The sequence below is a fragment of the Nocardia sp. NPDC004568 genome (assembly GCF_040609955.1).
Taxonomy (GTDB): Bacteria; Actinomycetota; Actinomycetes; order Mycobacteriales; family Mycobacteriaceae; genus Nocardia.
The window spans coordinates 12,425-38,333 of record NZ_JBEXLL010000057.1 but is presented as its reverse complement, the minus strand read 5'-3'; the positions used below and the strand labels follow the sequence as shown (position 1 = coordinate 38,333).

Genomic DNA, 25,909 nt, shown 5'->3' with positions numbered 1-25,909 from the left:
GGTCGAGCATCCCGCGGTCGAGAATGGCGGTGCGTTCCAGCGGGTGGCCAACGCTCGATACCATTTGAGCCCTGCCCGTCACACCCTCCGAAAGACCAGGCGATGGATGTTCTTTATTTTCTCAAACACAGTCCATCCGGCGATCTGGAACTGAAGTATTCACTGCGTAGCGTCGAACGCTACATGCCATGGGTGAGGCGGGTGGTGGTGTTCGGCGATCGCCCGGAATGGCTGGCGGGTCCGGAGAGCGGAATCTTTCATGTTCCACACGAGGCGATCGCCTGGATCGGCCCCTACAGAACGCCCGTCACGAATTGGTTCCTGTTGTTCTATCTCACGGCCCTCCTGCCGGAACTGGACGAGGAATACATCTTCTTCAGCGACGACTTCATTCTGCTCCGCGATCTCACGCCCGACGATGCCCAGCGGAACCGCTATCTGCAGGACCTGGCGACCGTCAACAGTCGCGGCAAAGGCCTGTGGAAGGACAGCCTGTGGCGGACGCATGACCTGCTCAAACGGCTCGGCTACGGCACGCTCAACTATGAAACTCATGCGCCGACCTGGTTCCGGAAGCAGTGGGTGCTGGACGCCTATCGCGATCTACGGGATTTCGTCACCGAGGACCGCTGGCAGGGCCTGATGGGCATCACGGCCATCCTGAGCCACATCCAGAAGCACCACCCGCGACCGCTGGTGCATCTCGACACGGAGGGCAGCCTGGTGGGCTTCCACGACAAACACCCGGCATACGACGAGATCGTCTCCCGTGCTTCCGCGGCCGACGTGAGGTTCCTCAACTTCGACGACGAGGCGTACGGCCCCGACCTGCAACGCTTCCTCGCCGAGCGGTTTCCACGCCCCTGCCGCTACGAACGGCACGAAACCCCCGCGACCCCCACCAGCGCCCTCATCGATACCAGCAGCGTGCCGGTATCTTGATTACGGCCGGTACGAACGACGAGCTCACGAACCGATCACCTACCAGGAGCTACTCGGGGCCGCCGCAGGATGAGGTGACCGTGCCGCAATTGCTCGCGGGTGTCCCACCGCTGCCGGTCCGAGACGTTGCAAGAGGCTGAAGAATCTTTCCATCGCTGCGTCGCCCCCGGCAGCGCCTACCGGCCCATCGATCCGGAGACGTGTTCGCCGCCCTACCCCTCATGAGTTGCCCTCGAGCCGTGTCGATACCGCCCGTCGGGTGCGCGGTATCGTCACCGATGTTCATGACCTTTCGAACCAGAGGATGCGCCGTGACCGACTTCGAGACGATTCTGCTGGAGCGCAAGGATGGGGTCGCCCTCATCACGCTGAACCGGCCCAAGGCGCTCAACGCGCTGAACGCGCAGGTCCTCGACGATGTGATCGCCGCGCTCGACGAGGTCGAACGCGACGACGAGATCGGCGCCGTGGTGATCACCGGTTCCGATCGGGCCTTCGCCGCCGGCGCGGATATCAAGGAGATGCAGCCGAAGTCCTATATGGACATGTTCATGGACGACTATTTCGCCCGCTGGGAACGGCTGGCCCAGTTCCGTAAACCGACCATCGCGGCGGTCGCGGGTTACGCGTTGGGCGGGGGCTGTGAGCTCGCCATGATCTGCGACATCCTGATCGCGGCGGATACCGCCAAGTTCGGCCAGCCCGAGATCAAGCTGGGGGTCATCCCCGGTATCGGCGGGTCGCAGCGGCTGACCCGGGCGATCGGTAAGGCCAAGGCCATGGATTTGGTGCTGACCGGCCGGAATATGGATGTCGACGAGGCCGAGCGGGCGGGGCTGGTGTCCCGAGTGGTTCCGGCGGCGGAACTCCTCGACACCGCCCTCGAGGTGGCGGCCACCATCGCGTCCATGTCGCTGCCGGTGGCCATGATCGCCAAGGAAGCGGTGAACCGGTCCTTCGAGACCACGCTGGCCGAGGGCCTGCGGTTCGAGCGGCGCGTCTTCCATTCGCTGTTCGCGACCGCGGACCAGTCCGAGGGAATGGCGGCGTTCGTCGACAAGCGGCCCGCGAACTTCACCAACCGCTGAGCTGCTCAGCACGCGGCCCGGGCCCGTTCAGGGCGCGGGCGGCGCGTCCAGGATGTCGGTGGGAACGTAATTGTTCCGGGTGGGTTGCGCGGCGCCGTTCTGCGCCGTGAGCAGCCCGGCCACGGTCGCGCCCAGTCCGATTGTCACCGCCGCGGCCGCGTAGACCTTGCGCCGTCCGACGACGGGCGGGGCCAGCGGCACCACCTGCCCGCCCGCCCGGATATGCGCGGTGCGGATACCGGCGGCGGGTCGTTCGGCCGCGAACAGCAGCGCGCCGCGCGCCGAGACGTACTCCGGTTCGGAATCGCACACCACCGGCAGGTCCAGCAGTTCGCTCAGCCGGGTGCGCAGGGCCGGATTGCGGGCGCACCCGCCGAGCAGGGCCACCGCGTCCGCCGCCTCCGTCTGCTCGGCCACCCGGTGTACCAGCGAGGCGGCCGACTGCACCGCGTCCGCGCAGAGTTCGGCGAGATCACTCCGGGTGATCACCGCGCGTTCGGCGGTATCGGGGTCGGCGGCGGTCACCACGCGAGCGCTGCTCAAGGCCTCCCGGTACCGCCGGGCCGCCGTTTCGTCGGTGTACACACCCGCGGAGTCCAGCCATTCGCACAGCAGTTCGTTGTAGCCGTCGCCGCCCAGACCCGGGCAGTGGGCGCCGGCCAGCACGGTATCGGTGCGGCAGTCGATCTGGGTGAGGGTCAGGCCGGAGGAGCCCAGGTCGACCAGGGAGACCACCCCGGTCGCCGGCAGTTTCTCGGTGAACCGGAGATAGCGCAGCTGCGCCAGCGGCTCGTCCACCAGGGTGACGCGGCCGGTGCCGAGGGCCTCGCCCACCACTTCGGCCTGCTCCCGGTTGTGGCAGGTCACCGCGGTGCCGGTGATGTACTCGTCGCGCCGGTCGGCGGCGCCGTACATCCGGCGGATCGCGATGAGCGCCGGTTCGGCTACCGAGGCGCGGGCCGGGCGGGGGATATGGCATCGATCTAGCGGCGGCAGGTGCGGTTGATCCGAATGGGTGAGCACCGCACGCGCACCTGAGGCGCCTACTGATACCCCGAGAACCAGCACCATAAACATATGGTGCGCCGCGGGCCGTTCGTTGCCAAGCCGAAGCACCGAGAAATTTGCTGCACGGGTGCGCGGCCGTCATGTGTTCGCTGCCCATCCGGCCCGGCAAACATCCGATACGCCCTGTTCCGCGTCGGGTTTGCTGCGGCGCCGGGGATGCGGTCAGGGTTCGGCCCAGCGGGGCGGTTCCTCGCCGGTATCGAAGTCTCCGGCGGTGTGGCGGAACTCGGCGAGCAACTGCAGCAGCGTGCGCAACCGGTCGGGCGGCAGCTCCGGCCGCGCGAACACGCGCTCGTTCAGATAGCCGGTGGCCTCGGCGACGAGATCCCTTCCGGCATCGGTGATCTCGATCAGCGTGGCCCGCCGGTCGTTGGGATGCGGGACCCGGTTCACCAGCCCCGCCGCCTCCAGTCGGTCCACGGAGTTGGTGACACTGGTCGGGTGCACCTGCAGCCGGGCGCTGGCCACCGCCATGGGCAGCGCGCCCGTGGCGCTGAAGTTCAGCAGTTGCAGCAGTTCGTAACGCGAGAAGGTCAGACCGGTCGGGCGCAGGGCTTCGTCGACCCTGGCCATGACGATCTGCTGGGCGCGGACCAGTGAGGTCACCGCGGCCATCCCGTCGGCGACCGCACCCCATCCGTGGCCGACCCATTGACGGTGGGCCTCCTGGATCGGGTCGAGAGGTAGCGGGCGGGGGCGAGACATGTGTTCGATCATTGCACGGCACCATGCCGGCGAGCCGCGTCCTGGGCGCCCGCCGGTGGCGGGTGTCACCCGCGCCGCCGGGGTGACGTGCCCGCGGTCCGGGCGCTGTCACCGGTTGAGATCCGGCTGAGCGCAACTGTGGGCCCCGCGGCGGTGACGAGCCATGATCATCGAGTCACGCGGGCGTGGCTGAGTGGTTCAGGCAACGGTCTGCAAAGCCGTTCACGCGGGTTCGATTCCCGCCGCTCGCTCAATGGTCAGGGACGTGTTCTGGAGGTCGGAGCCGGGTATCGCGTCATGCGGTCCATGGCGGCTCCGGCCTCCATCCCCGCCGCGGCGAGGTCCGGCTCGGCGGGGGAACGGATACGGGCAGGTGTGCCCGAGGCCACGGACCGTCAGGTCAGTCCCGAAAAATCCCGCAGCACGACGTGATTGCGATCGGCGAAGGTACCGAGTGTGTACTCGGGGAGCAGGCCGAAGTATTCGGCGCGGGTCAGTGCGCTCCAGCGCCGGGACTCCGGGGTGCGGGTCTTGTAGAAGTTCACCGTGTACCCACCCTCGTAGATCCGCAGCAGGCTGTACCCGCCCGGATATTCCTTGATCGCGCCGACCTCCAGGAATTCCACCGCGCATGCGGTATCCGGCCGGGTGCGGCGGTTGCGGTGGGTATGGCCGCTGTGCTGTAGGAAGACCCCCGGCGCGTCCTCGTACAACCGCTGCAACCGCAGCGCGGTATCACGGTCGAGGACGAAGCCGGGACCGGCCGTATTGGTGAGGCCGGCCTCCACGGTGACGGGATGATGGCCGAAAACCACAGTGGGGCGGTCGGGTTCGGCACGCAGCAGTTCGGTGATCCGGTCGAACTGCGTGGCGTCGAGTACCCCGCCCGAGCCGTCCAGTGCGCTGGTATCCAGGCCGAGGACGCGTAGACCGCCGACTTCGTGTTCGACCACCTGTTGCCGGGGCCCGAGAAACTCACTCCAGCAATCACGGTGGTCCGTGGCGCCGGACACCGCCGGGCACTGCGCGTATTCCGCGCCCGGGTGCGGGCGGTCGTGGTTCCCGCGTACGGCGAGGTAGTCCTGACCGTCGGTACCCCAGCGGTCCAGCCGGGCGCGTACCGCGCGCACCTGCGCGGATGTGGCCTCCGCGGTCAGGTCCCCGGCCAGCAGGAGTAGTTCCGCGCCGCGATCGGGACGGTGCAGATCGGCGAGTACGGCGTCGAACATCACCTCCGGATAGGGCGGCAGACCCGGTTCCTGGCGTATCCCGGGCGGGAGCCCGCCCGCCACCAGGCCGCTCACGGTTTCCCCGTAGTGCACGTCGTTGGCGAGGGCCAGGGTGCGCAGCAGCCGTCCCGGTGGCGGCACCGCGGTCGTGAACGTCGCGGTGGTTTCGGGGGTGCCGGGCGCGCCGGTGGCGACCGAGAGCGTGGGCGTCGCCCGCACCCCGGCCGATCGTGCCTCGAACCGATAGGCGCGACCCGGTTCCAGACCGTCGATCTGCGCGTAATGAAAAGGGGTGGCGCTCTCGGAAGCCCAGACCGGCCGGAGCGGGCCGGAACTGTCCGCCGGGCCGAGCAGCAGCTCGCCGTCGGAGGGCACCGGGATCGCGCTACCGGGGTCGCGGCTGGTCCAGGTGAGCACGGCGACGGTATCGGTGACCGTCACGACTTCCAGGTCGGTCGCCCGCACCGACCCGGGTGACGCCGTCGCCCGGCCCGCCGCCGAGAGTCCGGCGGCGGGCAGCAGTGCCGCGAGGCCGAGCGCGCCCAGTACGGTGCGGCGCGAGGGCCCGCAGCAGCTCATCGGCGCCCGCCGTCGATCATTTCGGGTCGCTGTCGGCCGAGGAGCAGACCCGCCATTCGCCGTCCTCCTTCACGAGGCTCTCTTCGGAGCTGTCGTCCATCTGCTCGTCCTCGCCACCGCCCGGCGCCGACAACCCGAACTTGCCCTTGATCTCGGCCTTCGCGCGGTCGTCGGTGACGACGATATTGTCGACCGAGTCGATATCCACGGTGAATCCGAGTTTCTCGGCCTCGGACTTCTCCGCCTCGGCCATGGCATCGAATTCGTCCCGGTCGGCCTTGCAGGCCAGCTGGGTGGCGGCCGCGAAATCGTCGTCGCTGAGGGTGCCGTAGAACTCGCGCAGTGCGGCCTCGACCTGTTGTTCGTCGGAGGACAGCGGTGTGCGTCCTTGCATGGTCAGCACCACCGTGGCCGCGACGGCGGCGACGACGACGAGTGCGCCCACGACGGCGCCCACGATGAGGCCTGTCCGGCGCTTACCCGGCGGTCGGGGGTGGCCGGGCCGACTGCCGTCGTTCGGCCGTGACCCGGTCGGGTCTGCCGGTGGCTGAGTCACGATGTTCTCCGTTCCCGGGGTTTTCCCGAACACTACGACACCGTCCACCCCGACGGCCGGTTCGGCCGGGGACCAGGGTGTCCCCGGGGGCGGCCGAGTACTCCGCGCGCACAACGGCGTCCGTGCTCATACACTCCTTCCGGCGGGACCCGGAGGATACGTGGAGGTACGTGGTTATGGCCGGTCGTGGTGTCCACCTGTGCGGCAGTGTGCCGCTCTCCGACGCCGCGGCGGTTTTCGCGCAGGTCGCCACCCGGCTGGGTGGGCATATCACCCGGATCCCCGACGGTGAGACCGGCGAACGCGACAACTGGGTGGTGTGGCAGCTACCCCGGCTGCGGGCGCATCCGGGCCTGGTCACCGTGCCGCCGCCGACTCCGGAGTACGGACCGGGCGAACGGGTGCGACCGGCCCCCGGAATCGACCCGGAATCCATCGATTTCGGTCCGCTGGGTTACGCCCAGGCGGCGCGGCAGTCCTGGCGGGTGTTCGAACAACTCCGCGAACAGGGTCTGGTCCGGCCGGGTGTCCGGTTCCAGGTCAGTCTGCCGACCCCCATCGCGGTGATCGGCGCGTTCGTGGCCGGCCCTCAGACGGAACTGGAGAACCGCTACGAGGCCGCGATCCTGGCCGAGCTGGATCAGATCACCTCGGCGATCCCGCATGAGGATCTGGCGATCCAATGGGACGCGGCTGTCGAATTCGCGCTGTTCGAGGGTGTTTTCCCGTGCTGGTTCGGGGACGACTATCCCGCGCGGCTGGGTGGGGTGATCGAGCGGCTGTCCCGCCTCGGCGATTCGGTGCCCACCGGGGTGGAGCTCGGGTACCACCTCTGCTACGGCGACTTCGGGCATCGGCACTTCGTCGAACCGGCCGATACCTCGAAACCGGTCGATGTGGCCTCCGGGGTGGCCGTGGCACTGAAGCGCCCGCTGAACTGGATCCATCTCCCCGTGCCGAAGGACCGCACCGACGCCGCCTATTTCGCCCCGCTGGCCGGTCTCGCGATCGACCCGGAAACCGATCTCTACCTGGGTCTCGTGCACGCCTCCGACGGTTTCGAAGGCGCTCGTCGCCGAATCAAGGCGGCGGCCGGATTCGTTCCGGAGTTCGGTATCGCCACCGAATGCGGTCTCGGCCGGCGTCCGGCCGCCCAGATCCCGGAGCTGCTGGATCTGCATGCCCGTCTGGCGAATTCCTTGGATTGACCGGTGGCCGTGGTCGGCCGCGCGCATGATGCCGGGCCGCGCACGCGCGACTGTGCGGTGACGACGGCGGCCCGGTAGGGGCCGGAAATTCGAACCCACGAATCTTTGCCGTTCCGGCCGGTGGGGGAGCGGGACCGGTGCGCCGACGGCAGCGTGTCGGGCCCGGGGGTCCGTTCGCGAACGGCCAGTCGTTCGGCGTGGCCGCCGCGGCGGAGGACATATGGCATCGATGTCCGCTGTCGGCTCGGCGTGGGGAACCTTTCGTCAACTTGAGGTTGACGAAGGTTCGATCGTCAACTACAAGTTGACGATATTGGCCGAGTGGCAGACCTTCAGGAGTGGCAATGGACGATCTCGAGAACGCGGCGCGCAAACCCGGCGGCCGCGTGGCGAAAAGGGCGGTGGTGGTGGGAGCCGGTATCGCCGGGCTGGCCGCGGCGTTGCGGATGCACCGGGCGGGCTGGGAAGTCGTCGTGCTCGAGCGGGCACCCGCGCGGCGCAGCGGCGGCTACCTGCTGAACCTGCACGGGCCCGGTTACGACGCCGCCGAGCGCCTCGGCCTGCTACCCGCGCTCGGTCCACGCGATATCGGGTTCTTCACTTCGGTGCTCGTCCGCGCCGACGGCCGGGAGAAGTTCACCGTTCCCGCCGCCGTCGCACAGGCCGCGGTAGGGAAACGGGCGCTCAGCCTCTTCCGTGGCGACCTGGAATCGGTGCTGTACGCCGCGGTGGCCGAGCACGTCGATATCCGATTCGGCACCACGGTGCGGGCGATGACCCAGGATCCCGGTGCCGTCGAAGTCACCCTCAGTGACGGCTCCCGCCTACAGGCCGACCTGCTCATCGGCGCCGACGGTGTGCACTCCCGGATCCGTGAGCTCGCCTTCGGCCCCGAATCCGACTATCTGGTCGAACTGAATCACATGGTGGGCGCCTTCCCGCTCGATACCGTGCCGGATCATGTGCCCCACGGTGTCGGCACGACCTTTCTCGGGCCCCGGCGCACCGCCGCGGTGATGAATCTGGGCCCGGGCCGGTCCTCGGCGTTCTTCACCTACCGCAGCCCCGACCCGACCGGCGAACTGGCCCGCGGCGCCGTATCCGCGCTCACCGCCGCGTTCGGTGATCTCGGGCGCGGCGTGGCCGAAGCTCTCCAGCAGCTCGCCGCCGACCCGGCCGACGCCTACTTCGACTCGGTCGGCCAGATCGTCGTCGACCGATGGAGTAGCGGGCGGGTCGTCCTCCTGGGCGATGCCGCCTGGTGCGTCACGGTCTTCGCCGGCTACGGCGCGGCTCTCGCCCTCGACGGCGCAGACCGGCTCGGCGCCGCCCTCGCGGCCCACGGTGACGACCTCGCCACCGCCCTCGACGCCTGGGAGCAATCGCTACGGCCGGAGGTCCGCAAGCGGCAAGCTCTTGCGCGTAAGGGGATCAGCCGATTCGCCCCACCCACTCGTGCGCACGTCTGGGCCGGGGATCTCATGCTGCGCGCCATCCAACTCCCCGGTGTCCGAGGTCTCGTCCAGCGCTCGATCCAGCGCGCGAACAACTAGCACTCGATGTATGCCACTTCGAAAGTGGATAGAAATCGCCGTTTGCTTGTTTCCGGTCGCAGGAATGCGGTACACGCCGAATGACTCGGGGGCCGGTAGAAGATTCGCGTGAAGGAGATGGGAACGATGGGTTCGTTCGAACCTTATCTGAGTGCCGGTATGGAAATGCTCCAGAGGATGTTCGGGATGATGCTCGGGATGATGCCAGGCATCGGCCCCGGCCTGTGACGACGGAGCCGACAGCGGCCGCCCGCCGGCGATCTCGCCGGCGGGCGGAGCGCCGGAAAATGTATCCCGCTCCACAGCGGTGCGGCCTGAGTGAATCGGCGCCACCGCCTGTACGCGTGCATAGAACGGAGCGCTGAAGGGGGCGGCGAAAACTTCGGGCCTGGTCGCGTCGACCTCGTGACACTCGGAACGGCCGGGGTACGAAACGAGAAAGGCCCCCGACCAGCTTGGATTCCAGGGGTCGTCGCAACACCGCCTGCATTGTCAGGTGGTGAGTAAATCACGGAGACGCTCGGCTGGGGTATCCCAGCCGAGCGTTTTGCGTGGGCGGTCGTTGAGTTCCTGGGCGACGTGTTCGAGGTCTTCGGGACCGTAGACGCTCAGGTCGGTCCCTTTGGGAAAGTATTGGCGGAGCAGTCCGTTGGTGTTTTCGTTCGAACCGCGCTGCCAGGGGCTGGCGGGGTCACAGAAGTAGACCTGCATGTCGGTAGCCATGGAGAACTGTGCGTGCCGCGCCATCTCGGCTCCCTGGTCCCAGGTCAGCGAGCCACGCAGGTGAGCGGGCAGCGTCGAGATGGAGGCGATCAGCCCGTCACGCACTGTCTCGGCATCGTGGCTGCCGGGCAGGTGGACCAGCATCGTGTAGCGGGTCGACCGTTCGACCAGGGTGCCTATCGCCGATCGACTGTCGGTGCCCACGATCAAATCGCCTTCCCAGTGGCCGGGCACCGCACGGTCGTCGACCTGGGCGGGCCGGTCGCTGATCATGATCATCGGGTCGACGAACCGGCGGGTGCGCCGATCGGGTGCCCGCTGCGGCTTGCGCCGGGTCCGCCCTGTCCGCAAAGCGGTGACGAGTTCACGTTTGAGTCCGCCGCGGGCTTGGCAGTAGAGAGCCTGGTAGATCGTCTCGTGGCTCACCCGCATACTCTCGTCGTCGGGGTAGTCGATGCGGAGCCGGTTCGATATCTGTTCCGGCGACCGCCGCCGGGACAGTCCATCGACAACAGCCTGCCTCAATAGTCCCTCGGCGGCCGGCTTCGATACCTTCGGGCGTGCGCGCGCCGCCTTGGCTCGCTCGTTCGCCCGATAGGGCAGGTAATGGCCCTCGACTCGATGCGTGCGGATCTCCCGCGACACCGTCGACTTGTGTTTACCGATCCGGGCCGCGATCGCGGTCACCGACTGCCCGGTCAGCAGTCCGTCGGCGATATCGAGCCGATCCTGCAACGACAGATAACGGTCATTGATCGCCGGCGCGGCGGCACCATCGGTGTTGATCACCACATGTTTGTAGCTGCCGGTCCGATAGTTCACCACGGTCCCGTCGGGATAGATCCGTGAATGGTTCGACTTGCGGATTCCGGCTCGCCAATCCTTGGCAGTCCGGTAGTGCACCCCGACCTCGGTAGCAGCCTTCTTCACCGACCACCCCACCGCGATCAACGCCAGGAACCGCTGCTTGACCTCGGGCTTACCCCGCCGACCACGGGTCGTGGGAGACGCACCGAACAGTCCCTCGGCTACCAGAACCCGGCGAGCCACCGAAAAAGCGACTCCGGCAGCCTTGGCAGCCTGGTTCACCGATCCTGTCTCACCGAAGACCCTCTGGATCAGCATCGGATCGGCAGGCCGGCCCCGTCGTAGCTCAACTCCCTCGGCCCGCAGGATCGCATAACACCGATGCCGCGTGACCCCCAGCACCGCAGCGGCCTCGGCCACCGATACCCCAGCACCAACCAGCCCGACCAGCTGATCACCGAACTCGGCCAAGTCCTCCGAAAACGACACGGTCGCCGCAACCTCTCACATCGAGAGTGTTGCGACGACCGTGTGAACCCAAGCAGCAGAACCCAGCTGCTTGGGGGCCTTCCTCGTGCGTGCCCTCGGCAGGAATCGAACCTGCGGCCTTCTGCTCCGGAGGCAGACGCTCTATCCCCTGAGCTACGAGGGCGGGGTCCACCCGGTGCGACCGGGAGCCGGTCGATCGGGCGGACCACAGCGTATCGCATCATCGGCGATGCGGCCAAAACGAGTGGTGGCGGTTCAGTTCAGCGGCAGTGGCCGGCCGCCGCGGGCGGCGAGCATATCGGTGATGAGCTGGGACTCACCCTGCTGCGCGGCGAGCATCTGCCCGGCCAGGATGCCGATCTCGCCGGTTTCGGCGTGTTCGGCCCCGTACTCGAGCATCGGGACCCCGCCCTGGTGGTGGCGCAGCATGAGTTGCAGGAACAGCACATCGAGGTCGGTGCCGCGCGCGTCGCGCAGTCGCTGGGTGTCCTCGGTGGTCGCCATGCCCGGCATCGCGGCCACGGCCCCGGACCCGTGTGCCCCGGAGCCGTGGCCGCCGTGACCATCGCTGTGCTGGTCGTCACCGTGCCCGGTCTCGTGCATCCAGCCCATGTAACCGTCCGCGCCGCGCGCGGGCGCGCCCCACATCTGCAACCAGCCCTGCATCCGGCCGATCTGGCTCTGCTGGGTGGTGAGGATGTCGTAGGCCAGGCGCTGCACCGCGGGATCGGCCGAACCGAGCAGCGCGATCCCCGACATCTCCACGGCCTGGGTGTGGTGGGCCGACATGTCCTGCGCGAATCCGATATCGACCGGGCCCGGCTCGGACCCACCGGATTCCTCCGGCGAGAGCAGCACGCCCGCGCCGAACCCGATCACGAGCAGGGCGATCGCGGCGATGATCAGCAGCGGGGTGCGCTGGCCGCGCAGCTGGGCGCGAAGCCCGGTCTCGGGGGTCTCCGTTTCCGGCATTACTGTCCGGCTCCGGGTGCCGGTTGGTCGGCCGTGGCGCCGGGTGCCGGTTGGTCGGCCGCGGCGCCGGGTGCCGGTTGGTCGGGCACGGCGCCGGGTGCCTGCTGGTCCGGCAGGGTGCCGGGCATCCCCGGGATCGCCGGAATGCCGCCGGGCAGCCCACCCGGCAGACCGCCGCCGGGGACCCCCATACCGCCGAGTTCGCCCTGATCGGGCTGCAGGCCGGCGCCGTCCATCGGCACGGCGTCGGGGCCCGGTTCGCTGGGGTCGTAGGGCGGCGGGTTCTGGGTGTCGAAGGCGACCGTCGCACAATCCGCGCCGACCTCGGGGTAGGCGAAGTTGTTCAGCCGCAGCGCGGTGATGAACTGACCGATCCGCTCGTCGTCGGCGCTGTTCACGGTGAGCTGACGTCCCCAGGACTGCAGCGAGACGGGGGCTTCCTGGCCGGGGTGCGGCGACATGAGCATGTACTGCTCACCGTCGACCTTCTTCTTCAGCGTGTCGATCCCGGCCTGGTCGACCTTGTCCGGGTTGTAGGTGATCCACACCGCGCCGTGCTCCAGCGAATGCACCGCGTTCTCGTCGCGCAGCGCCTTGTCGTAGACGGTGCCCATGCAGTTGGCCCAGGAGGAGTCGTGCGGGCCGCCGAACGGCGGGGTCTGGTCGTAGGCCACCCGCTTGGTCGCGTCGACATGCAGACCGGCCGGGTACTCCTTCTTCACCACGCCCTCGATCTGGTCGGAGGGGTCCTTCTGCTGCTCGGAGGGGGTGAACTTCTCCAGAGCAGCCTTCTCCTGGTACTTGGGCACCAGGTTCACCGCCAGCGCCGCGACCAGCCCGACAAGCACCACGACCGCGCCGATGGTGAGCCAGGGGATTCGCTGGCCGATCGGGGGTTTGCCCTTGTTCTTGCTGCTGCTCGCGCGCGCACCCGCGACTTTGCCCGCCGCCTTCACGGCCTTCGCCGATTTGGCGCTCGTCCTGTTCGGCATACCGGTCCCAGTTCTTTCCACGTCGATGAACAGTGCCGAGCTGCGGTGCCCACTCGCGGCGCGCACCCACTCGGACCATAGGATAGAGACTCGTGACTCCAGCCGACCTTGCAGATCTCCTTCACGCCACCGCGGCGAAGGTCCTCGCCGAACGTGGACTGGATGCCGCGGTGCTGCCCGATACGGTCGATGTGGAGCGTCCGCGCAATCCGGAGCACGGTGACTACAGCACCAATGTAGCGATGAAGGTCGCGAAGAAGGCGGGAACCAATCCCCGGGATCTGGCCGGCTGGCTCGCCGAGGCCCTGCGCGATACCGAGGCCGTCGCCGCGGCGGAGGTCGCCGGGCCCGGCTTCCTCAATATCCGGGTCGCCGCGTCCGCGCAGGGTGTGGTGCTCGAGCAGGTGCTCGCGGCAGGGGCTGGGTACGGCACCGCGAACGCGCTCGCCGGTACGAAGATCAATCTGGAGTTCGTCTCCGCCAACCCGACCGGCCCGGTGCACCTGGGCGGGACCCGCTGGGCGGCGGTGGGCGACGCGCTGGGCCGGATCCTGGCGGCGCAGGGCGCCGAGGTCACCCGCGAGTACTACTTCAACGATCACGGCGGCCAGATCACCCGGTTCGCCGAATCGCTGGTCGCCGCCGCCACCGGCGCGCCGACCCCGGAGAACGGGTACGCGGGCGCCTATATCGGCGAGATCGCCGACCGGATCGTCACCGACCATCCCGGTGCGGCCGGACTCGATCCGGAGAAGCGGCTGGAACTGTTCCGCGCCGAGGGCGTGGAACTCATGTTCGCGCACATCAAGAAAACGCTGCACGAATTCGGCACCGATTTCGATGTGTATTTCAACGAGAGTTCGCTGTTCGCCTCGGGCGCGGTCGAACGCGCGGTGGACACGCTGAAGAATTCCGGTGACCTGTATTCGAAGGACGGTGCCTGGTGGATCGCCAGCTCCGAATACGGTGACGATCAGGACCGGGTGGTCATCAAGAGCGACGGGAACGCCGCCTATATCGCCGGCGATATCGCCTACCTGCAGGACAAGCGGTCGCGCGGTTTCGACCTGTGCATCTATATGCTCGGCGCCGACCATCACGGCTATATCGGCCGGTTGAAGGCCGCGGCCGCCGCGTTCGGTGACGACCCGGACAGCGTCGAGGTGCTCATCGGCCAGATGGTGAACCTGCTGCGCGACGGGGTGGCGGTGCGGATGAGCAAACGCGCGGGCACCGTGGTCACGCTCGACGATCTGGTGGAGGCCATCGGTGTCGACGCCGCCCGCTATTCGCTGGTGCGCAGCTCGGTGAACTCGAGCATCGATATCGACCTGGACCTGTGGGCCAAACAGGACAGTGTGAACCCGGTGTACTACGTGCAGTACGCGCACGCCCGGGCCGCGTCCATCGCGCGCAATGCCGCCGAATTCGAATACGGCAGGGTGACACCGGATTTCGCCCTGCTGGATTCGGAGTTCGAGGGCGCGCTCATTCGCACCATCGGTGAATTCCCCCGGGTGGTGGCGAGCGCGGCGACCCTGCGGGAACCGCACCGTATCGCGCGGTACCTGGAGGAACTGGCCGGCGCCTACCACCCGTTCCAGACCAACAAGGCCCTGCGGGTACTGCCGTTGGGCGACGAACCCGTCTCGCCGGTCAACGCCGCCCGCCTGGTGCTGGTGAACGCCACCCGCCAGGTGCTGGCCAACGGCCTGGCCCTGCTCGGCGTCACCGCTCCGGAGCGGATGTGACCGCGCCCGGCAATCGTATCGACCGACTGTTCCGGCAGTGGACGAGGAAGGAAGACCGATGAGTGTCCATCCCGCCGGGCCCCGGCACGCCGAGATACCGCACGCCCCGAACCTGCCGGAACGCCCGGCCGATCCGCGGCAGCTGATCGATCTGCCCGCGCAGGTGTGGCCGCGCAACGCCACCCGCGGCGCCGACGATGTGGTGCGGCTGGCGGGGGTGCCCGTCACCGAACTCGCCGCGCAGTTCGGCACGCCGCTGTTCGTGGTGGACGAGGACGATTTCCGGTCCCGCTGCCGCGATATGGTGCGCGCGTTCGGGCCGAACGCGCGAGTCCACTACGCCTCCAAGGCTTTTCTGTGCGGTGAGATCGCGCGCTGGATCCGCGACGAAGGTCTCTCGCTGGACGTGTGCTCCGGCGGTGAACTCGCTGTCGCGCTGCACGCCGGTTTCCCGGCCGAGCGGATCGCCCTGCACGGCAACAACAAATCGGTGGCCGAACTGAAGGCCGCGGTGGCGGCCGGAGTGGGCCATGTGGTGGTCGACTCGCTGATCGAGATCGAGCGGCTGGAAGCCGTCGCCGGTGCCGCGGGGGTCGTACAGGACGTCCTGGTCCGGGTCACCGTCGGTGTCGAGGCGCACACCCACGAATACATCTCCACCGCGCACGAGGACCAGAAATTCGGTTTCTCCATTTCCGGCGGCGACGCCATGGAAGCGCTGGCGCGGGTGTTCGAGGCCGATAATCTGCGGCTGGTCGGACTGCACAGCCATATCGGATCGCAGATCTTCGAAATCGACGGTTTCGAAATCGCCGCGCACCGGATGCTGGGCCTGCTGCGCGAAGCGGTCGACAAATTCGGTGTCGAGCGCACCTCGCAGATCTCGCTGCTCGATCTGGGCGGCGGTCTGGGTATTTCCTATCTGCCCTCCGACGATCCGCCGCCGCTGGACCTGTTCGCCGAGAAACTCCGCGCTCTGGTCGCCCGCGAGGCCGAACGCGCCGGGCTGCCCGTACCGCGCATCGCGGTGGAACCGGGCCGCGCCATCGCCGGCCCCGGCACCGTGACCCTCTACGAGGTGGGCACCATCAAGGACGTTTCGCTCGACGGTGGCCTGCGCCGCCGCTACGTGAGCGTGGACGGCGGGATGAGCGACAATATCCGGCCCGCGCTGTACCAGGCCGACTATCACTGCCAGCTGGTGTCCCGCGGTTCCGAGGCGCCGCCGGTCGTCGCCCGCGTCGTCGGAAAACACTGCGAGAGCGGCGATATCATCATCCGTGACACGTGGATGCCGGCCGACGCGGGCCCGGGGGACCTCATCGCGGTGGCCGGCACCGGTGCCTACTGCTACTCCATGTCGAGCCGGTACAACCTGCTCACCCGTCCCGCCGTCGTCGCTGTCAGCGACGGCACGGCCCGGTTGATCCTGCGCCGGGAAACGGTCGAGGACCTGCTCGGCCTGGAGGTCTGAATGGACGCGACGAAAGGGGCGAGCATGCCAGAGGGGGCCGAGGTGGTACCTGGTCGATGGGGGCCGGACCGCCCGATCGGTATCGCGGTACTGGGAATGGGCAATGTGGGCCGTGAGGTCGTGCGGATCCTGCGGGATCACGCCGACGACCTGCAGTCACGGGTCGGCGCGCCGCTGACCCTGCGCGGAGTCGCGGTGCGCAGCCTCGACCGCGACCGCGGACTCCCCGCCGAACTGCTGACCACGGATGCCGAGGCCCTGGTGGCCCGGCCCGACGTGGACCTGGTCGTCGAGGTGATCGGCGGTATCGATCCGGCCCGCAAACTCATCCTGGCCGCGCTCAACGCCGGGAAATCCGTGGTCACCGCCAACAAGGCGCTGCTGGCCGATTACACCGGCGAACTGGCCGCCGCGGCGGAACGCAGTCGCGCCGACCTGTACTTCGAGGCCGCGGTGGCGGGCGCCATCCCGGTGGTCCGGCCGCTCATCCAGTCGCTGTCCGGCGACCGGGTGAACCGGGTGGTCGGCATCGTCAACGGCACCACCAACTTCATCCTGTCGGCCATGGACGAGACCGGCGCCGACTACGGTGACACCCTCGCCGAAGCGACCCGCCTCGGCTACGCCGAAGCCGATCCGACCGCCGATGTCGAGGGTTATGACGCCGCCGCGAAGGCCGCGATCCTGGCCTCGCTGGCCTTCCACACCCGCGTCACGGCCGCCGACGTCTACCGCCAGGGCATCGCCGCCATCACCGCCGAGGATCTGGAGACCGCGTCCGCGCTGGACTGCACCGTGAAACTGCTGGCGATCTGCGAGCGGGTACCGGCGGGGGCGGGCGAACCCACCCGGGCCGAAGGCGGCAAGGACCGGGTGTCGGTGCGGGTCTATCCGGCGCTGATCCCACGCAAACATCCGCTGGCCGCGGTGACCGGAGCGTTCAACGCGGTGGTCGTGGAGGCCGAGAACGCGGGTCGGCTCATGTTCTACGGGCAGGGCGCCGGCGGGGCGCCGACCGCCTCGGCCGTCCTGGGCGACCTGGTCATGGCCGCCCGCAATAAATTCTTCGGTGGCCGGGCGCCGGGCGAATCGGTCTATGCTGAGCTGCCGATCGCGCCGATCGGCGACACCCCGACGCGCTATCACGTGAATCTGAAGGTCGAAGATCGTCCCGGCGTACTGGCGAGAGTGGCGGGCGAATTCTCCCACCACGGAGTGAGCATCTCGACCGTCCGGCAGGAGGGTCACGATGACAAGGCGCGGCTGGTGGTCGTGACCCACCTCGCCACCGAGGCGGCCCTCTCGGAGACCGTCGCCGCGCTGTCGGGTATGGAATCCGTCACATCTGTCACCAGCGTTCTGAGATTGGAAGGCACCGAGGAATGACAACAGCATCGCGCAGCGATTCCGTCAGGGGCGGCGGTGGGGCGACGGGTGGGCCAACAGCATCGCGCAGCGATTCCGTCAGGGGCGGCGCGACGGGTGGGCCGACCGCCGGTGTCGCCCCGCAGGCCGGAGTGCACTCCCGCTGGCCCGGGCTCATCGCTGCCTACCGCGACCGGCTCGCGGGCGCGGCCGACTGGGAACCGGTCACCCTCTTCGAGGGCGGGACCCCGCTGGTTCCCGCACCGTATCTGTCGCAGCTCATCGGCTGTGAGGTGTACCTGAAGGTCGAGGGCGCCAACCCGACGGGTTCGTTCAAGGACCGCGGGATGACCATGGCCATGACCGATGCCAAGTACCGCGGCCAGCAGGCGGTGCTGTGCGCCTCCACCGGGAACACCTCCGCCTCGGCCGCCGCCTACGCCAGCCGCGCGGGAATGACCTGCGCGGTGCTCATCCCCCAGGGCAAGATCGCCATGGGCAAACTGGCCCAGGCCGTGATGCTCGGCGCGAAGGTCATCCAGGTCGAGGGCAATTTCGACGACTGCCTGGAACTGGCCCGCAAGGTCACCTCGGACTTCCCGTCCATCGGCCTGGTGAACTCGGTGAACCCGGCGCGGATCGAGGGACAGAAGACCGCCTCCTTCGAAATCTGCGATGTGCTCGGCCGGGCTCCCGATGTGCACGCGCTGCCGGTGGGCAATGCCGGAAACATCACCGCCTACTGGCGGGGCTATCGCGAATACCGGGCCGACGGCGTGACCGAAACGCTTCCCCGCATGCTGGGCGTCCAGGCCGCCGGGGCGGCCCCGCTGGTCAACGGCGCTCCGGTGAGCCACCCGGAGACCATCGCGACCGCCATCCGCATCGGCGCGCCCGCCTCCTGGAACGGCGCCGTGGCGGCCAAGGAGGAATCCGGCGGTGCGTTCCGCGCGGCCACCGACGAGGAGATCCTGCACGCGTACCGACTGGTCGCGGCCGAAGAGGGCGTTTTCGTGGAGCCCGCCTCGGCGGCGAGCGTCGCCGGGGTGCTGGCCGCCCACGCCGAGGGCTGGCTGGAGCCCGGACAGACCGTGGTCTGCACGGTCACCGGAAACGGTCTCAAGGACCCCGATACCGCCCTGCTCGGGATGCCCGAGGTACAGGCCATCCAGGTCGACCCGGTCGCGGTGGCCGCACGACTGGAACTGGCCTGACAGTGGATACGCGCGAAAGCCGGCTCGTGGCTCCGACCCTGCCGGCCGGTATCACGGTCGCCGTCCGGGTGCCGGCCTCCACCGCGAATCTGGGGCCCGGTTTCGATTCGCTGGGTATGGCCCTCGGGATCTACGACGAGATCGAGGTGCGCAGCACCGATTCCGGCCTGAACATCCGGATGGAGGGCGAAGGCGCCGACGAGGTGGCCTGGGGGCCAAAGCATCTGGTGGTGCGGGCGATCGAACGCGGGCTGGAATCGGCCGGTATCTGGGCCGACGGCCTGGATGTGGTGTGCCGGAACGCGATTCCGCACTCCCGCGGTCTGGGTTCCTCCGCCTCGGCCGTGGTCGGCGGGCTGGCCGCCGGGCGCGCGCTGGCCGCGCGATTCGACCCGGCCCTGGCGGTGGACACCGATCAGTTGGTGCAGCTCGCCGCGGAATTCGAAGGCCACCCCGATAACGCCGCCGCCAGTGTGCTCGGCGGAATCGTCGTGTCCTGGACCGAGACCGGCCCCGGCCCGGATACCGATATCGGCGCACCGCAACGGCTCTACCGGGCGGTCCGCCTCGACGCGCATCCCACGCTGCGTCCGGTCGTCCTGGTCCCCGAGGAACGGTCCTCCACCGCGCAGACCCGGGGATTGCTGCCCGAACTGGTACCGCACCGTGACGCGGCGTTCAACGTGAGCCGGGCCGCGCTGGCGGTGGTCGCACTGACCCAGCGCCCGGATCTGCTGCTCCCGGCCACGGCCGACCGGCTGCACCAGACCCAGCGCGCCCCCGCGCTACCACTGACCACCGCCTGGATCCAGCGGTTGCGCGACGCCGGCATCGCGGCCACGGTCTCCGGCGCCGGGCCCACCGTGCTCGCGCTCACGACCAGCGTTTTTCCCGAAGAACTACGGCTGGGGGCCGCTGCGGACGGGCTGCGGGTCATCGAACCGGGCATCGCGGAGGGCGTACAGATCAGCTGACGGGCGCGTCCGCCTTGCCGACCCTCGTACTCGCCCGCTATCCTGGGCAAGTCCGTACATCGCGCGCATCAGACGCCGGTGCTTCATCAGGGCAATCGCTCCAGCAGGCTCCAGGCTCGAGCCCTCATGCCATGGGGGTGCCGCGCAGCCGCTCAACTGGAATGATCTCTTCCACCTTTTCCAGCGGTGGCGAAGCACCCGGTCCCGGAGGGGCAGGCGATACGGCTACAAATCCGAGTCCGGCAGCGAGATCGGGCTACGGAACGAACCCTCGACACAGCACACGGCCATCGAGGGAAGGAAAGGATCTCCGTGACAGATACGGACCTGCTCGCGACACCCGGGGTGGAATCCGACTCCGAACCCTCGGGCAACCGCGAAATTGACTCCGGACAGATTTCTTCGAAGATGAGCGAGAACACCGACATCGGATCGGGGCTGACTGGAATGTTGTTGCCGCAGTTGCGCGCACTGGCAGGGGAACTCGGAATTCGGGGCACCTCCGGTATGCGCAAGGGTGATCTCATCGCCGCTATCAAGCAAAACCAGGCCGGCAGACCCGCCGCCGCGGAGCGCAGCACCCGCGCGAAGGCTGCCAAAGAACGTAAAACCGCAGACCAGCCTGCCGAGGCCGGGACCGCGGCGCCTGCCGTCGAGGCCGCGCCCGCCGCCGCGTCGGCTCCGGCGGTCGAAGCGCCCGCCGCCGATACCGCGGCGAACAAGGACTCCGCGGCCGCGGACAAGGGCAAGCCCGAGCAGGCCGCCACCAACGGCTCGGCGACCGCCAACGGCACCGCAGGCACGGCCGCGGACACCGAATCCGGCGCCAAGGCCGACGGCAGAGCCGATAACAAGCCGGCCGAGGCCGCCGAGGATTCGGGCCGCGATTCCGGACAGCGCGGCCGCGGACGCCAGCGCCGTGGTCGCGACCAGCAGCCCAAGAACGGCGAGCCCGCCGGCGAGGACGCCAAACAGCAGGACGGCGCGAAGAGCGACGCCGCCAAGCAGGACGGTAAGGACAGTAAGGACGGCGAGCAGGGCGAACGCCGTCGCGACCGCAACCAGGGCCAGGGCGGCGATCAGCGTGGTTCCGGCGGCAACCGGGGCGGCGGCGATCGCGGTGGCGACGACGAGGAAGGCGGCCGTGGCCGCCGTGGCCGCCGGTTCCGCGAGCGTCGCCGCGGCCGTGACCGCGACGGTGGCGGCGGTGAATCGCGCGAGCCCGAGATTCGCGAAGACGACGTGCTCCAGCCGGTCGCGGGCATCCTCGACGTGCTGGACAACTACGCGTTCGTACGGACCTCCGGCTACCTGGCCGGGCCGAACGACGTGTACGTCTCGATGAACCTCGTCCGCAAGAACGGCCTGCGCCGCGGTGACGCGATCACCGGTGCGGTCCGCGCGCCGCGTGACGGCGAGCAGAGCAACCAGCGGCAGAAGTTCGATCCGCTGGTGCGGCTGGACACCGTCAACGGCGCCGAGATCGATTCGGCCAAGCGCCGTCCCGATTTCAACAAGCTGACCCCGCTGTACCCGAACCAGCGGCTGCGCCTGGAAACCCAGCAGAACAAGCTGACCACCCGGGTGATCGACCTGATCATGCCGATCGGTAAGGGCCAGCGTGCGCTGATCGTGTCTCCGCCGAAGGCCGGTAAGACCACGATCATGCAGGACATCGCCAACGCGATCGCGATCAACAACCCCGAGTGCTATCTCATGGTGGTGCTGGTCGACGAACGTCCGGAAGAAGTCACCGATATGCAGCGTTCGGTGAAGGGCGAGGTCATCGCCTCCACCTTCGACCGGCCGCCGTCCGACCACACCTCGGTCGCCGAACTGGCCATCGAGCGGGCCAAGCGCCTGGTCGAAATGGGCAAGGACGTCGTGGTGCTGCTCGACTCCATCACCCGTCTGGGCCGCGCGTACAACAACTCCTCGCCGGCTTCCGGGCGCATCCTGTCCGGTGGTGTCGACTCCACCGCGCTGTATCCGCCCAAGCGGTTCCTCGGCGCGGCGCGCAATATCGAGAACGGCGGCTCGCTCACCATCATCGCCACCGCCATGGTGGAAACCGGTTCGACCGGTGACACGGTGATCTTCGAGGAGTTCAAGGGCACCGGTAACGCCGAGCTCAAACTGGACCGCAAGATCGCCGAGCGGCGCGTGTTCCCCGCGGTGGACGTCAACCCGTCCGGTACCCGTAAGGACGAGCTGCTGCTCAACCCGGACGAGGCCGCGGTCCTGCACAAGCTGCGTCGTGTCCTGTCCGGTCTGGACTCCCACCAGGCGATCGACCTGCTGATCGACCGCCTGCGCAAGAGCAAGAACAACCTCGAGTTCCTGATGCAGGTCTCCAAGACCGCGCCGGGCGCACTGGACGAATGAGTTCTGTCTGATCGCGGGCCTCCGGGCCCGGGAGCCTCGCTGAACTCGGCACCGAGCGGGTCGACCTTTCGAGAAGGTCGACCCGCTCGTCGTTTCCGGGGAGGGGACGCGAGGGCCGTTCGTTCGCGCGCAATCCTGTCCGGGCGCGCGCGGCAACGGAAGGGCCGCCGTGACGACTCCCTGACGCCCTGGTCGGTGGTGGCGGTGCCCGCAGAAGCCGGGCGTTCCGGTCGCCCCGTGGAGTGTGTGAGCGGCGCCCGGTCCGGCGTACTGCTGGTCCACCGACGTTCCAGCGACCTCGTGCACGCCGAATCCGGGCGCGGCCCGGTACCCGAGCAACGGGAGCCGGTGGAACAAATACGGCGGTGGGGGCGTTGCAGCGGGCATCGGTGGTTCTGGCATACTGGACCGCCGTGCGTCTGCGAATCGCGCAGACAATCCCGCCTGAAGTCGGTTCCGGTTCACGTTCGGCGTATATGCCCGGGCGACCCGGCGACCAATATCGAGAGGACACCCATGAAGGCAGGAATTCACCCGACCTACGTCGACACCACGGTGGTCTGCGGTTGCGGTAATACCTTCCAGACCCGTTCCACCAAGGAATCGGGGCACATCACCGTCGAGGTCTGCTCGCAGTGCCACCCGTTCTACACGGGCAAGCAGAAGATCCTGGACACCGGTGGTCGTGTGGCCCGCTTCGAGGCCCGCTACGGCAAGCGTGCCAAGAAGGCCGACGCCAGCTAGCTTTCCCGCCAACGCCCGGTCCTGCAGTCGCAGGCCGGGCGTTGGCGTTTTTGTGCCCTCCCTTTCCCGCGTCGCCCTTCCGAGTAGGAGCCACGTTCATGGCCGAGAAAACCGCGCCGTCCGCGATCGACGATGTGCTGGCCGAATACGCCGGACTGGAAACCCAGCTGGCGGATCCGTCCCTGCACAACGACCCGGACGCCGCGCGGCGGGTCGGGAAGAGGTTCGCCGAACTCGCCCCGGTGATGACCACCTACCGGAAACTCACCGCCACCCGCGACGACCTCGAAGCCGCCCGGGAACTCGCCGCCGACGATCCGGCCTTCGCCGCCGAGGTCCCCGGCCTCGAGGAACAACTCGAAGAACTCGAGAAGCAGCTCGCCGATCTGCTCGCCCCCCGCGACCCGCACGACGGCGACGATGTGGTGCTGGAAGTGAAATCCGGTGAGGGCGGCGAGGAGTCGGCGCTGTTCGCCGCCGACCTGGCCCGCATGTACGTCCGCTACGCCGAACGTCGCGGCTGGAAGGTCGAGATCCTCGACGCCGCCGTCTCCGACCTCGGTGGTTACAAAGAAGCGACGCTGTCCATCAAGAGCCGCGATGCCGCCCGCGACGGTGTGTGGTCGCGTTTCAAGTTCGAAGGCGGCGTCCACCGGGTGCAGCGGGTACCGGTCACCGAGTCGCAGGGCCGGGTCCACACCTCGGCCGCCGGTGTCCTCATCTACCCCGAACCCGACGAAGTCGAAGAAGTACAGATCGACGAGAGCGATCTGCGTATCGACGTCTACCGCTCCTCCGGTAAGGGCGGCCAGGGCGTGAACACCACCGACTCGGCGGTCCGCATCACCCACCTGCCCTCCGGGATCGTCGTCACCTGCCAGAACGAACGCTCGCAGCTGCAGAACAAGGCCCGCGCCATGCAGGTCCTGGCCGCCCGCCTGCAGGCCCTGGCCGAAGAACAGGCCGAACAGGAAGCCGCGGAGGGCCGGGCCGGGCAGATCCGCACGGTCGACCGCTCCGAACGCATCCGCACCTACAACTTCCCGGAGAACCGCATCGCCGACCACCGCATCGGCTACAAAGCCCACAACCTCGACGCGGTCCTCAACGGCGAAATGGACGCCCTCTTGGACGCCCTGGCCACTGCCGACCGCGCCGCCCGCATGGCCGAGTAGCTCTGTTCATCTGCGGCGCCTTCGGCGCCGCGGGGTCGAGGCCCCTCGACCCCGCGCTCGCCCACCCGCCAGAATGTCACGGTGACCCGCGTTCAGCTCCGCCCCGTACTCGCCGAGGCCAGGGAAGTTCTCGAGGCGGCCGGAGTGCCCAGCCCACGCGTGGACGCGGAGCAGCTCGCCGCGCACGTACTGGGTGTGGAGCGTTCCCGGTTGCTGCTGAATCCGCTGATCGGGATGGAGGAGCTTGCCGACTATCGGGCACTGGTGGCCCGCCGGGCCGAACGAGTGCCGTTGCAACATCTGACCGGGCGCTCGTATATGGGTGAGATCGATCTGGCGGTGGGTCCCGGCGTTTTCGTGCCCCGCCCGGAGACGGAGTTGCTCTTCGCCTGGGCGCTCGCCCATCTCGAGGCGGTCCGCCACGATCACACGCCGGTGGTGGTGGATCTGTGCACGGGTTCGGGCGCGCTCGCTCTCGCCGTGGCACACGCCCGGCCCGATGCCGATGTGCACGCAGTGGAATTGGACCCGGACGCATTGACCTGGGCCCGCCGTAACGCCGAACAGTGCGCCGCCGCCGGTGACACCCCGGTCACCCTGCACCACGACGATGTGACCGACCCGCATCTGCTCACCGAACTCGACGGATACGTCGATCTCGTCGTCGCCAACCCGCCCTATATCCCCGACGGCGCCGAACTGTCCCCCGAGGTGGCCGACCACGATCCGCACCGCGCCCTGTTCGGCGGCCCCGACGGCCTCGACGTGATCCGCCCCTTGGTGCCGCTCATCGGTCGCCTGCTCCGGCCGGGTGGGGGAGCGGCGATCGAGCACGACGACAGCAATGGCGGGGAACTCGCGCGGCTACTGGCGGCGGACGGGCGGTTCACCGGGATCGTGGAGCACCCGGATCTGGCCGGGAAGCCGCGGTTCGTCGCCGCGGTACGAGTGGGTTGACAGGTTCCATTCGCGGCCGTCCGAGCGCCCGCCTTCTATGAGGTGGGTATATCTGTCCGGGGTAGGGCTTGCCGATTCTCCGGGGTGGGGTTCGCCGGCGTAGCCGCGCGTGGGCGTCCGCATGCGGAATCCGGTGCGGACATGCCCGCCGGGCAGGACCTGTGGGCTCGCGAACCAAGCGGGCCTCAACCCCGCCCCGCCGGAGGCGGGGCCGTGTCACAGCCCATACCATGGTCCGCGTGAGTACCGTCTACGACTGCGCCGATCCCGACTCGCGCGCCGCCGGCCTGGCCGCGGCTACCAGTGCTCTGAGATCGGGGCGGTTGGTCGTGGTGCCCACCGATACGGTTTACGGTCTGGCTGCCGACGCGTTCGATTCCGCTGCTGTCGCGTCGTTGCTGGCGGCCAAGGGCCGGGGGCGCGATATGCCGGTGCCGGTGCTGGTGGGTTCGTGGAACACGATCGACGGACTGGTGTTCTCGGTGCGGCCGCAGGCTCGTGAGCTGATCCGGGCGTTCTGGCCGGGCGGGCTGAGTATCGTTGTGCAGCAGGCTCCTTCGCTGTCCTGGGATCTCGGCGAGGCCCGTGGCACGGTGATGCTGCGGATGCCGTTGCATCCGGTGGCGCTCGAGCTGTTGCAGGAGGTCGGGCCGCTGGCGGTGTCCAGCGCCAATATCTCCGGTAAGCCCCCGGCCGAGAATGTGTCGCAGGCGCGCGAGCAACTCGGCACCCAGGTGGGGGTGTTCCTGGACGGCGGTCCGGCCGAGCACGCGAAACCGTCCACCATTGTCGATCTCACCGCTGATCAGCCGCGGATCCTGCGGGCGGGCGCGGTGCCGACCGAGGCGGTCGCCGAGGTGCTGGGAGTCACCGCCGAGTCGTTGATCGGGTCCGTCGCACGGTGAACGTAGCGGTTTCGATGAGTGCACGAGCGGTTTCACCGGTCGCGAGGCGGTGGT

At 68.6% G+C, this 25,909-nt stretch carries 21 protein-coding genes and 2 tRNA genes; 15 read left to right on the top strand and 8 right to left on the bottom strand.

From position 1 onward, the window contains the following. Positions 1-102 precede the first annotated feature (102 nt). The gene (locus ABZV91_RS23185) at positions 103-942 is read left to right on the top strand and encodes a hypothetical protein (protein WP_355245285.1); all 840 of its coding nucleotides are present in this window, start codon (positions 103-105) and stop codon (positions 940-942) included. A 311-nt stretch (positions 943-1,253) separates the two neighbouring features. Then, the gene (locus tag ABZV91_RS23180; RefSeq protein WP_355245282.1) at positions 1,254-2,030 is read left to right on the top strand and encodes an enoyl-CoA hydratase; all 777 of its coding nucleotides are present in this window, start codon (positions 1,254-1,256) and stop codon (positions 2,028-2,030) included. Positions 2,031-2,057: 27 nt separating this feature from the next. Here ABZV91_RS23180 and ABZV91_RS23175 read toward each other — a convergent pair whose 3' ends face one another. Together ABZV91_RS23175 and ABZV91_RS23170 are read right to left on the bottom strand one after the other, a co-directional pair. Then, entirely contained in the window at positions 2,058-3,053 is a 996-nt protein-coding gene (locus tag ABZV91_RS23175; protein WP_355245279.1) for a hypothetical protein, read from the bottom strand. A 207-nt stretch (positions 3,054-3,260) separates the two neighbouring features. Next, positions 3,261-3,803 carry a MarR family transcriptional regulator gene (locus ABZV91_RS23170; RefSeq protein ID WP_355245276.1) on the bottom strand — a complete coding sequence of 181 codons (543 nt, stop codon included), beginning with the start codon at positions 3,801-3,803 and terminating at the stop codon, positions 3,261-3,263. A 179-nt stretch (positions 3,804-3,982) separates the two neighbouring features. Here ABZV91_RS23170 and ABZV91_RS23165 point away from each other — a divergent pair. Next, positions 3,983-4,054, top strand: a tRNA-Cys gene (locus ABZV91_RS23165). Positions 4,055-4,198: 144 nt separating this feature from the next. Here the strand turns inward: ABZV91_RS23165 and ABZV91_RS23160 are convergent. Together ABZV91_RS23160 and ABZV91_RS23155 are read right to left on the bottom strand one after the other, a co-directional pair. Beyond that, positions 4,199-5,611 (bottom strand): metallophosphoesterase, encoded by a 1,413-nt coding sequence (locus ABZV91_RS23160; protein ID WP_355245273.1) that lies wholly within the window; start codon positions 5,609-5,611, stop codon positions 4,199-4,201. A 16-nt stretch (positions 5,612-5,627) separates the two neighbouring features. Continuing rightward, entirely contained in the window at positions 5,628-6,068 is a 441-nt protein-coding gene (locus tag ABZV91_RS23155) for a hypothetical protein (RefSeq protein WP_355245270.1), read from the bottom strand. Between the two features lie 275 nt (positions 6,069-6,343). On the opposite strand from ABZV91_RS23155, the gene ABZV91_RS23150 reads away from it, so the two are divergent. Further along, positions 6,344-7,375 carry a hypothetical protein gene (locus ABZV91_RS23150; protein WP_355245267.1) on the top strand — a complete coding sequence of 344 codons (1,032 nt, stop codon included), beginning with the start codon at positions 6,344-6,346 and terminating at the stop codon, positions 7,373-7,375. Positions 7,376-7,719: 344 nt separating this feature from the next. Continuing rightward, positions 7,720-8,928, top strand: a complete 1,209-nt coding sequence (locus ABZV91_RS23145; RefSeq protein WP_355245264.1) for an FAD-dependent oxidoreductase — start codon at positions 7,720-7,722, stop codon at positions 8,926-8,928. A gap of 492 nt (positions 8,929-9,420) precedes the next feature. Here the strand turns inward: ABZV91_RS23145 and ABZV91_RS23140 are convergent, their stop codons facing one another. The 4 genes from ABZV91_RS23140 to ABZV91_RS23125 all read right to left on the bottom strand — a co-directional run bounded on the left by ABZV91_RS23140 (position 9,421) and on the right by ABZV91_RS23125 (position 12,911). Next, positions 9,421-10,593, bottom strand: coding sequence for an IS30 family transposase (locus ABZV91_RS23140; protein WP_355245309.1), 1,173 nt, complete (start codon positions 10,591-10,593; stop codon positions 9,421-9,423). A gap of 444 nt (positions 10,594-11,037) precedes the next feature. Continuing rightward, positions 11,038-11,110 (bottom strand) — tRNA-Arg (locus ABZV91_RS23135). Positions 11,111-11,202: 92 nt separating this feature from the next. Beyond that, positions 11,203-11,919 carry a DUF305 domain-containing protein gene (locus ABZV91_RS23130; RefSeq protein WP_355245261.1) on the bottom strand — a complete coding sequence of 239 codons (717 nt, stop codon included), beginning with the start codon at positions 11,917-11,919 and terminating at the stop codon, positions 11,203-11,205. Next, positions 11,919-12,911 carry a DUF3105 domain-containing protein gene (locus ABZV91_RS23125; RefSeq protein WP_355245258.1) on the bottom strand — a complete coding sequence of 331 codons (993 nt, stop codon included), beginning with the start codon at positions 12,909-12,911 and terminating at the stop codon, positions 11,919-11,921. Before ABZV91_RS23125 ends, ABZV91_RS23130 begins: the two co-directional genes overlap by 1 nt. A 92-nt stretch (positions 12,912-13,003) precedes the next feature. Between ABZV91_RS23125 and argS the strand changes: the two genes are divergently transcribed. The 10 genes from argS (at position 13,004) to ABZV91_RS23075 (ending at position 25,855) form a co-directional block, all read left to right on the top strand. Next, a complete protein-coding gene (gene argS / locus ABZV91_RS23120; protein WP_355245255.1) occupies positions 13,004-14,662 on the top strand; it encodes an arginine--tRNA ligase in 1,659 nt (552 codons plus the stop codon). Between the two features lie 58 nt (positions 14,663-14,720). Further along, a complete protein-coding gene (gene lysA, locus ABZV91_RS23115; protein ID WP_355245252.1) occupies positions 14,721-16,136 on the top strand; it encodes a diaminopimelate decarboxylase in 1,416 nt (471 codons plus the stop codon). 24 nt (positions 16,137-16,160) lie between these two features. After that, positions 16,161-17,522, top strand: coding sequence for a homoserine dehydrogenase (locus ABZV91_RS23110; protein ID WP_355245249.1), 1,362 nt, complete (start codon positions 16,161-16,163; stop codon positions 17,520-17,522). Positions 17,523-17,653: 131 nt separating this feature from the next. Continuing rightward, entirely contained in the window at positions 17,654-18,715 is a 1,062-nt protein-coding gene (thrC, locus tag ABZV91_RS23105) for a threonine synthase (protein ID WP_355245306.1), read from the top strand. 26 nt (positions 18,716-18,741) lie between these two features. Further along, a complete protein-coding gene (gene thrB / locus ABZV91_RS23100) occupies positions 18,742-19,689 on the top strand; it encodes a homoserine kinase (protein ID WP_355245246.1) in 948 nt (315 codons plus the stop codon). Between the two features lie 408 nt (positions 19,690-20,097). Then, a complete protein-coding gene (gene rho, locus ABZV91_RS23095) occupies positions 20,098-22,074 on the top strand; it encodes a transcription termination factor Rho (protein ID WP_355245303.1) in 1,977 nt (658 codons plus the stop codon). A 516-nt stretch (positions 22,075-22,590) separates the two neighbouring features. After that, complete coding sequence (gene rpmE, locus ABZV91_RS23090; protein WP_039822836.1) at positions 22,591-22,818, top strand: 50S ribosomal protein L31; 228 nt, start codon at positions 22,591-22,593, stop codon at positions 22,816-22,818. Between the two features lie 98 nt (positions 22,819-22,916). After that, on the top strand, positions 22,917-23,993 hold the full coding sequence (gene prfA, locus ABZV91_RS23085) for a peptide chain release factor 1 (RefSeq protein WP_039822837.1): 1,077 nt from the start codon (positions 22,917-22,919) through the stop codon (positions 23,991-23,993). Between the two features lie 81 nt (positions 23,994-24,074). Beyond that, positions 24,075-24,950, top strand: coding sequence for a peptide chain release factor N(5)-glutamine methyltransferase (gene prmC, locus ABZV91_RS23080; RefSeq protein ID WP_355245242.1), 876 nt, complete (start codon positions 24,075-24,077; stop codon positions 24,948-24,950). Between the two features lie 239 nt (positions 24,951-25,189). Beyond that, a complete protein-coding gene (locus tag ABZV91_RS23075) occupies positions 25,190-25,855 on the top strand; it encodes an L-threonylcarbamoyladenylate synthase (protein ID WP_355245239.1) in 666 nt (221 codons plus the stop codon). The last annotated feature ends 54 nt before the right edge of the window (positions 25,856-25,909 follow it).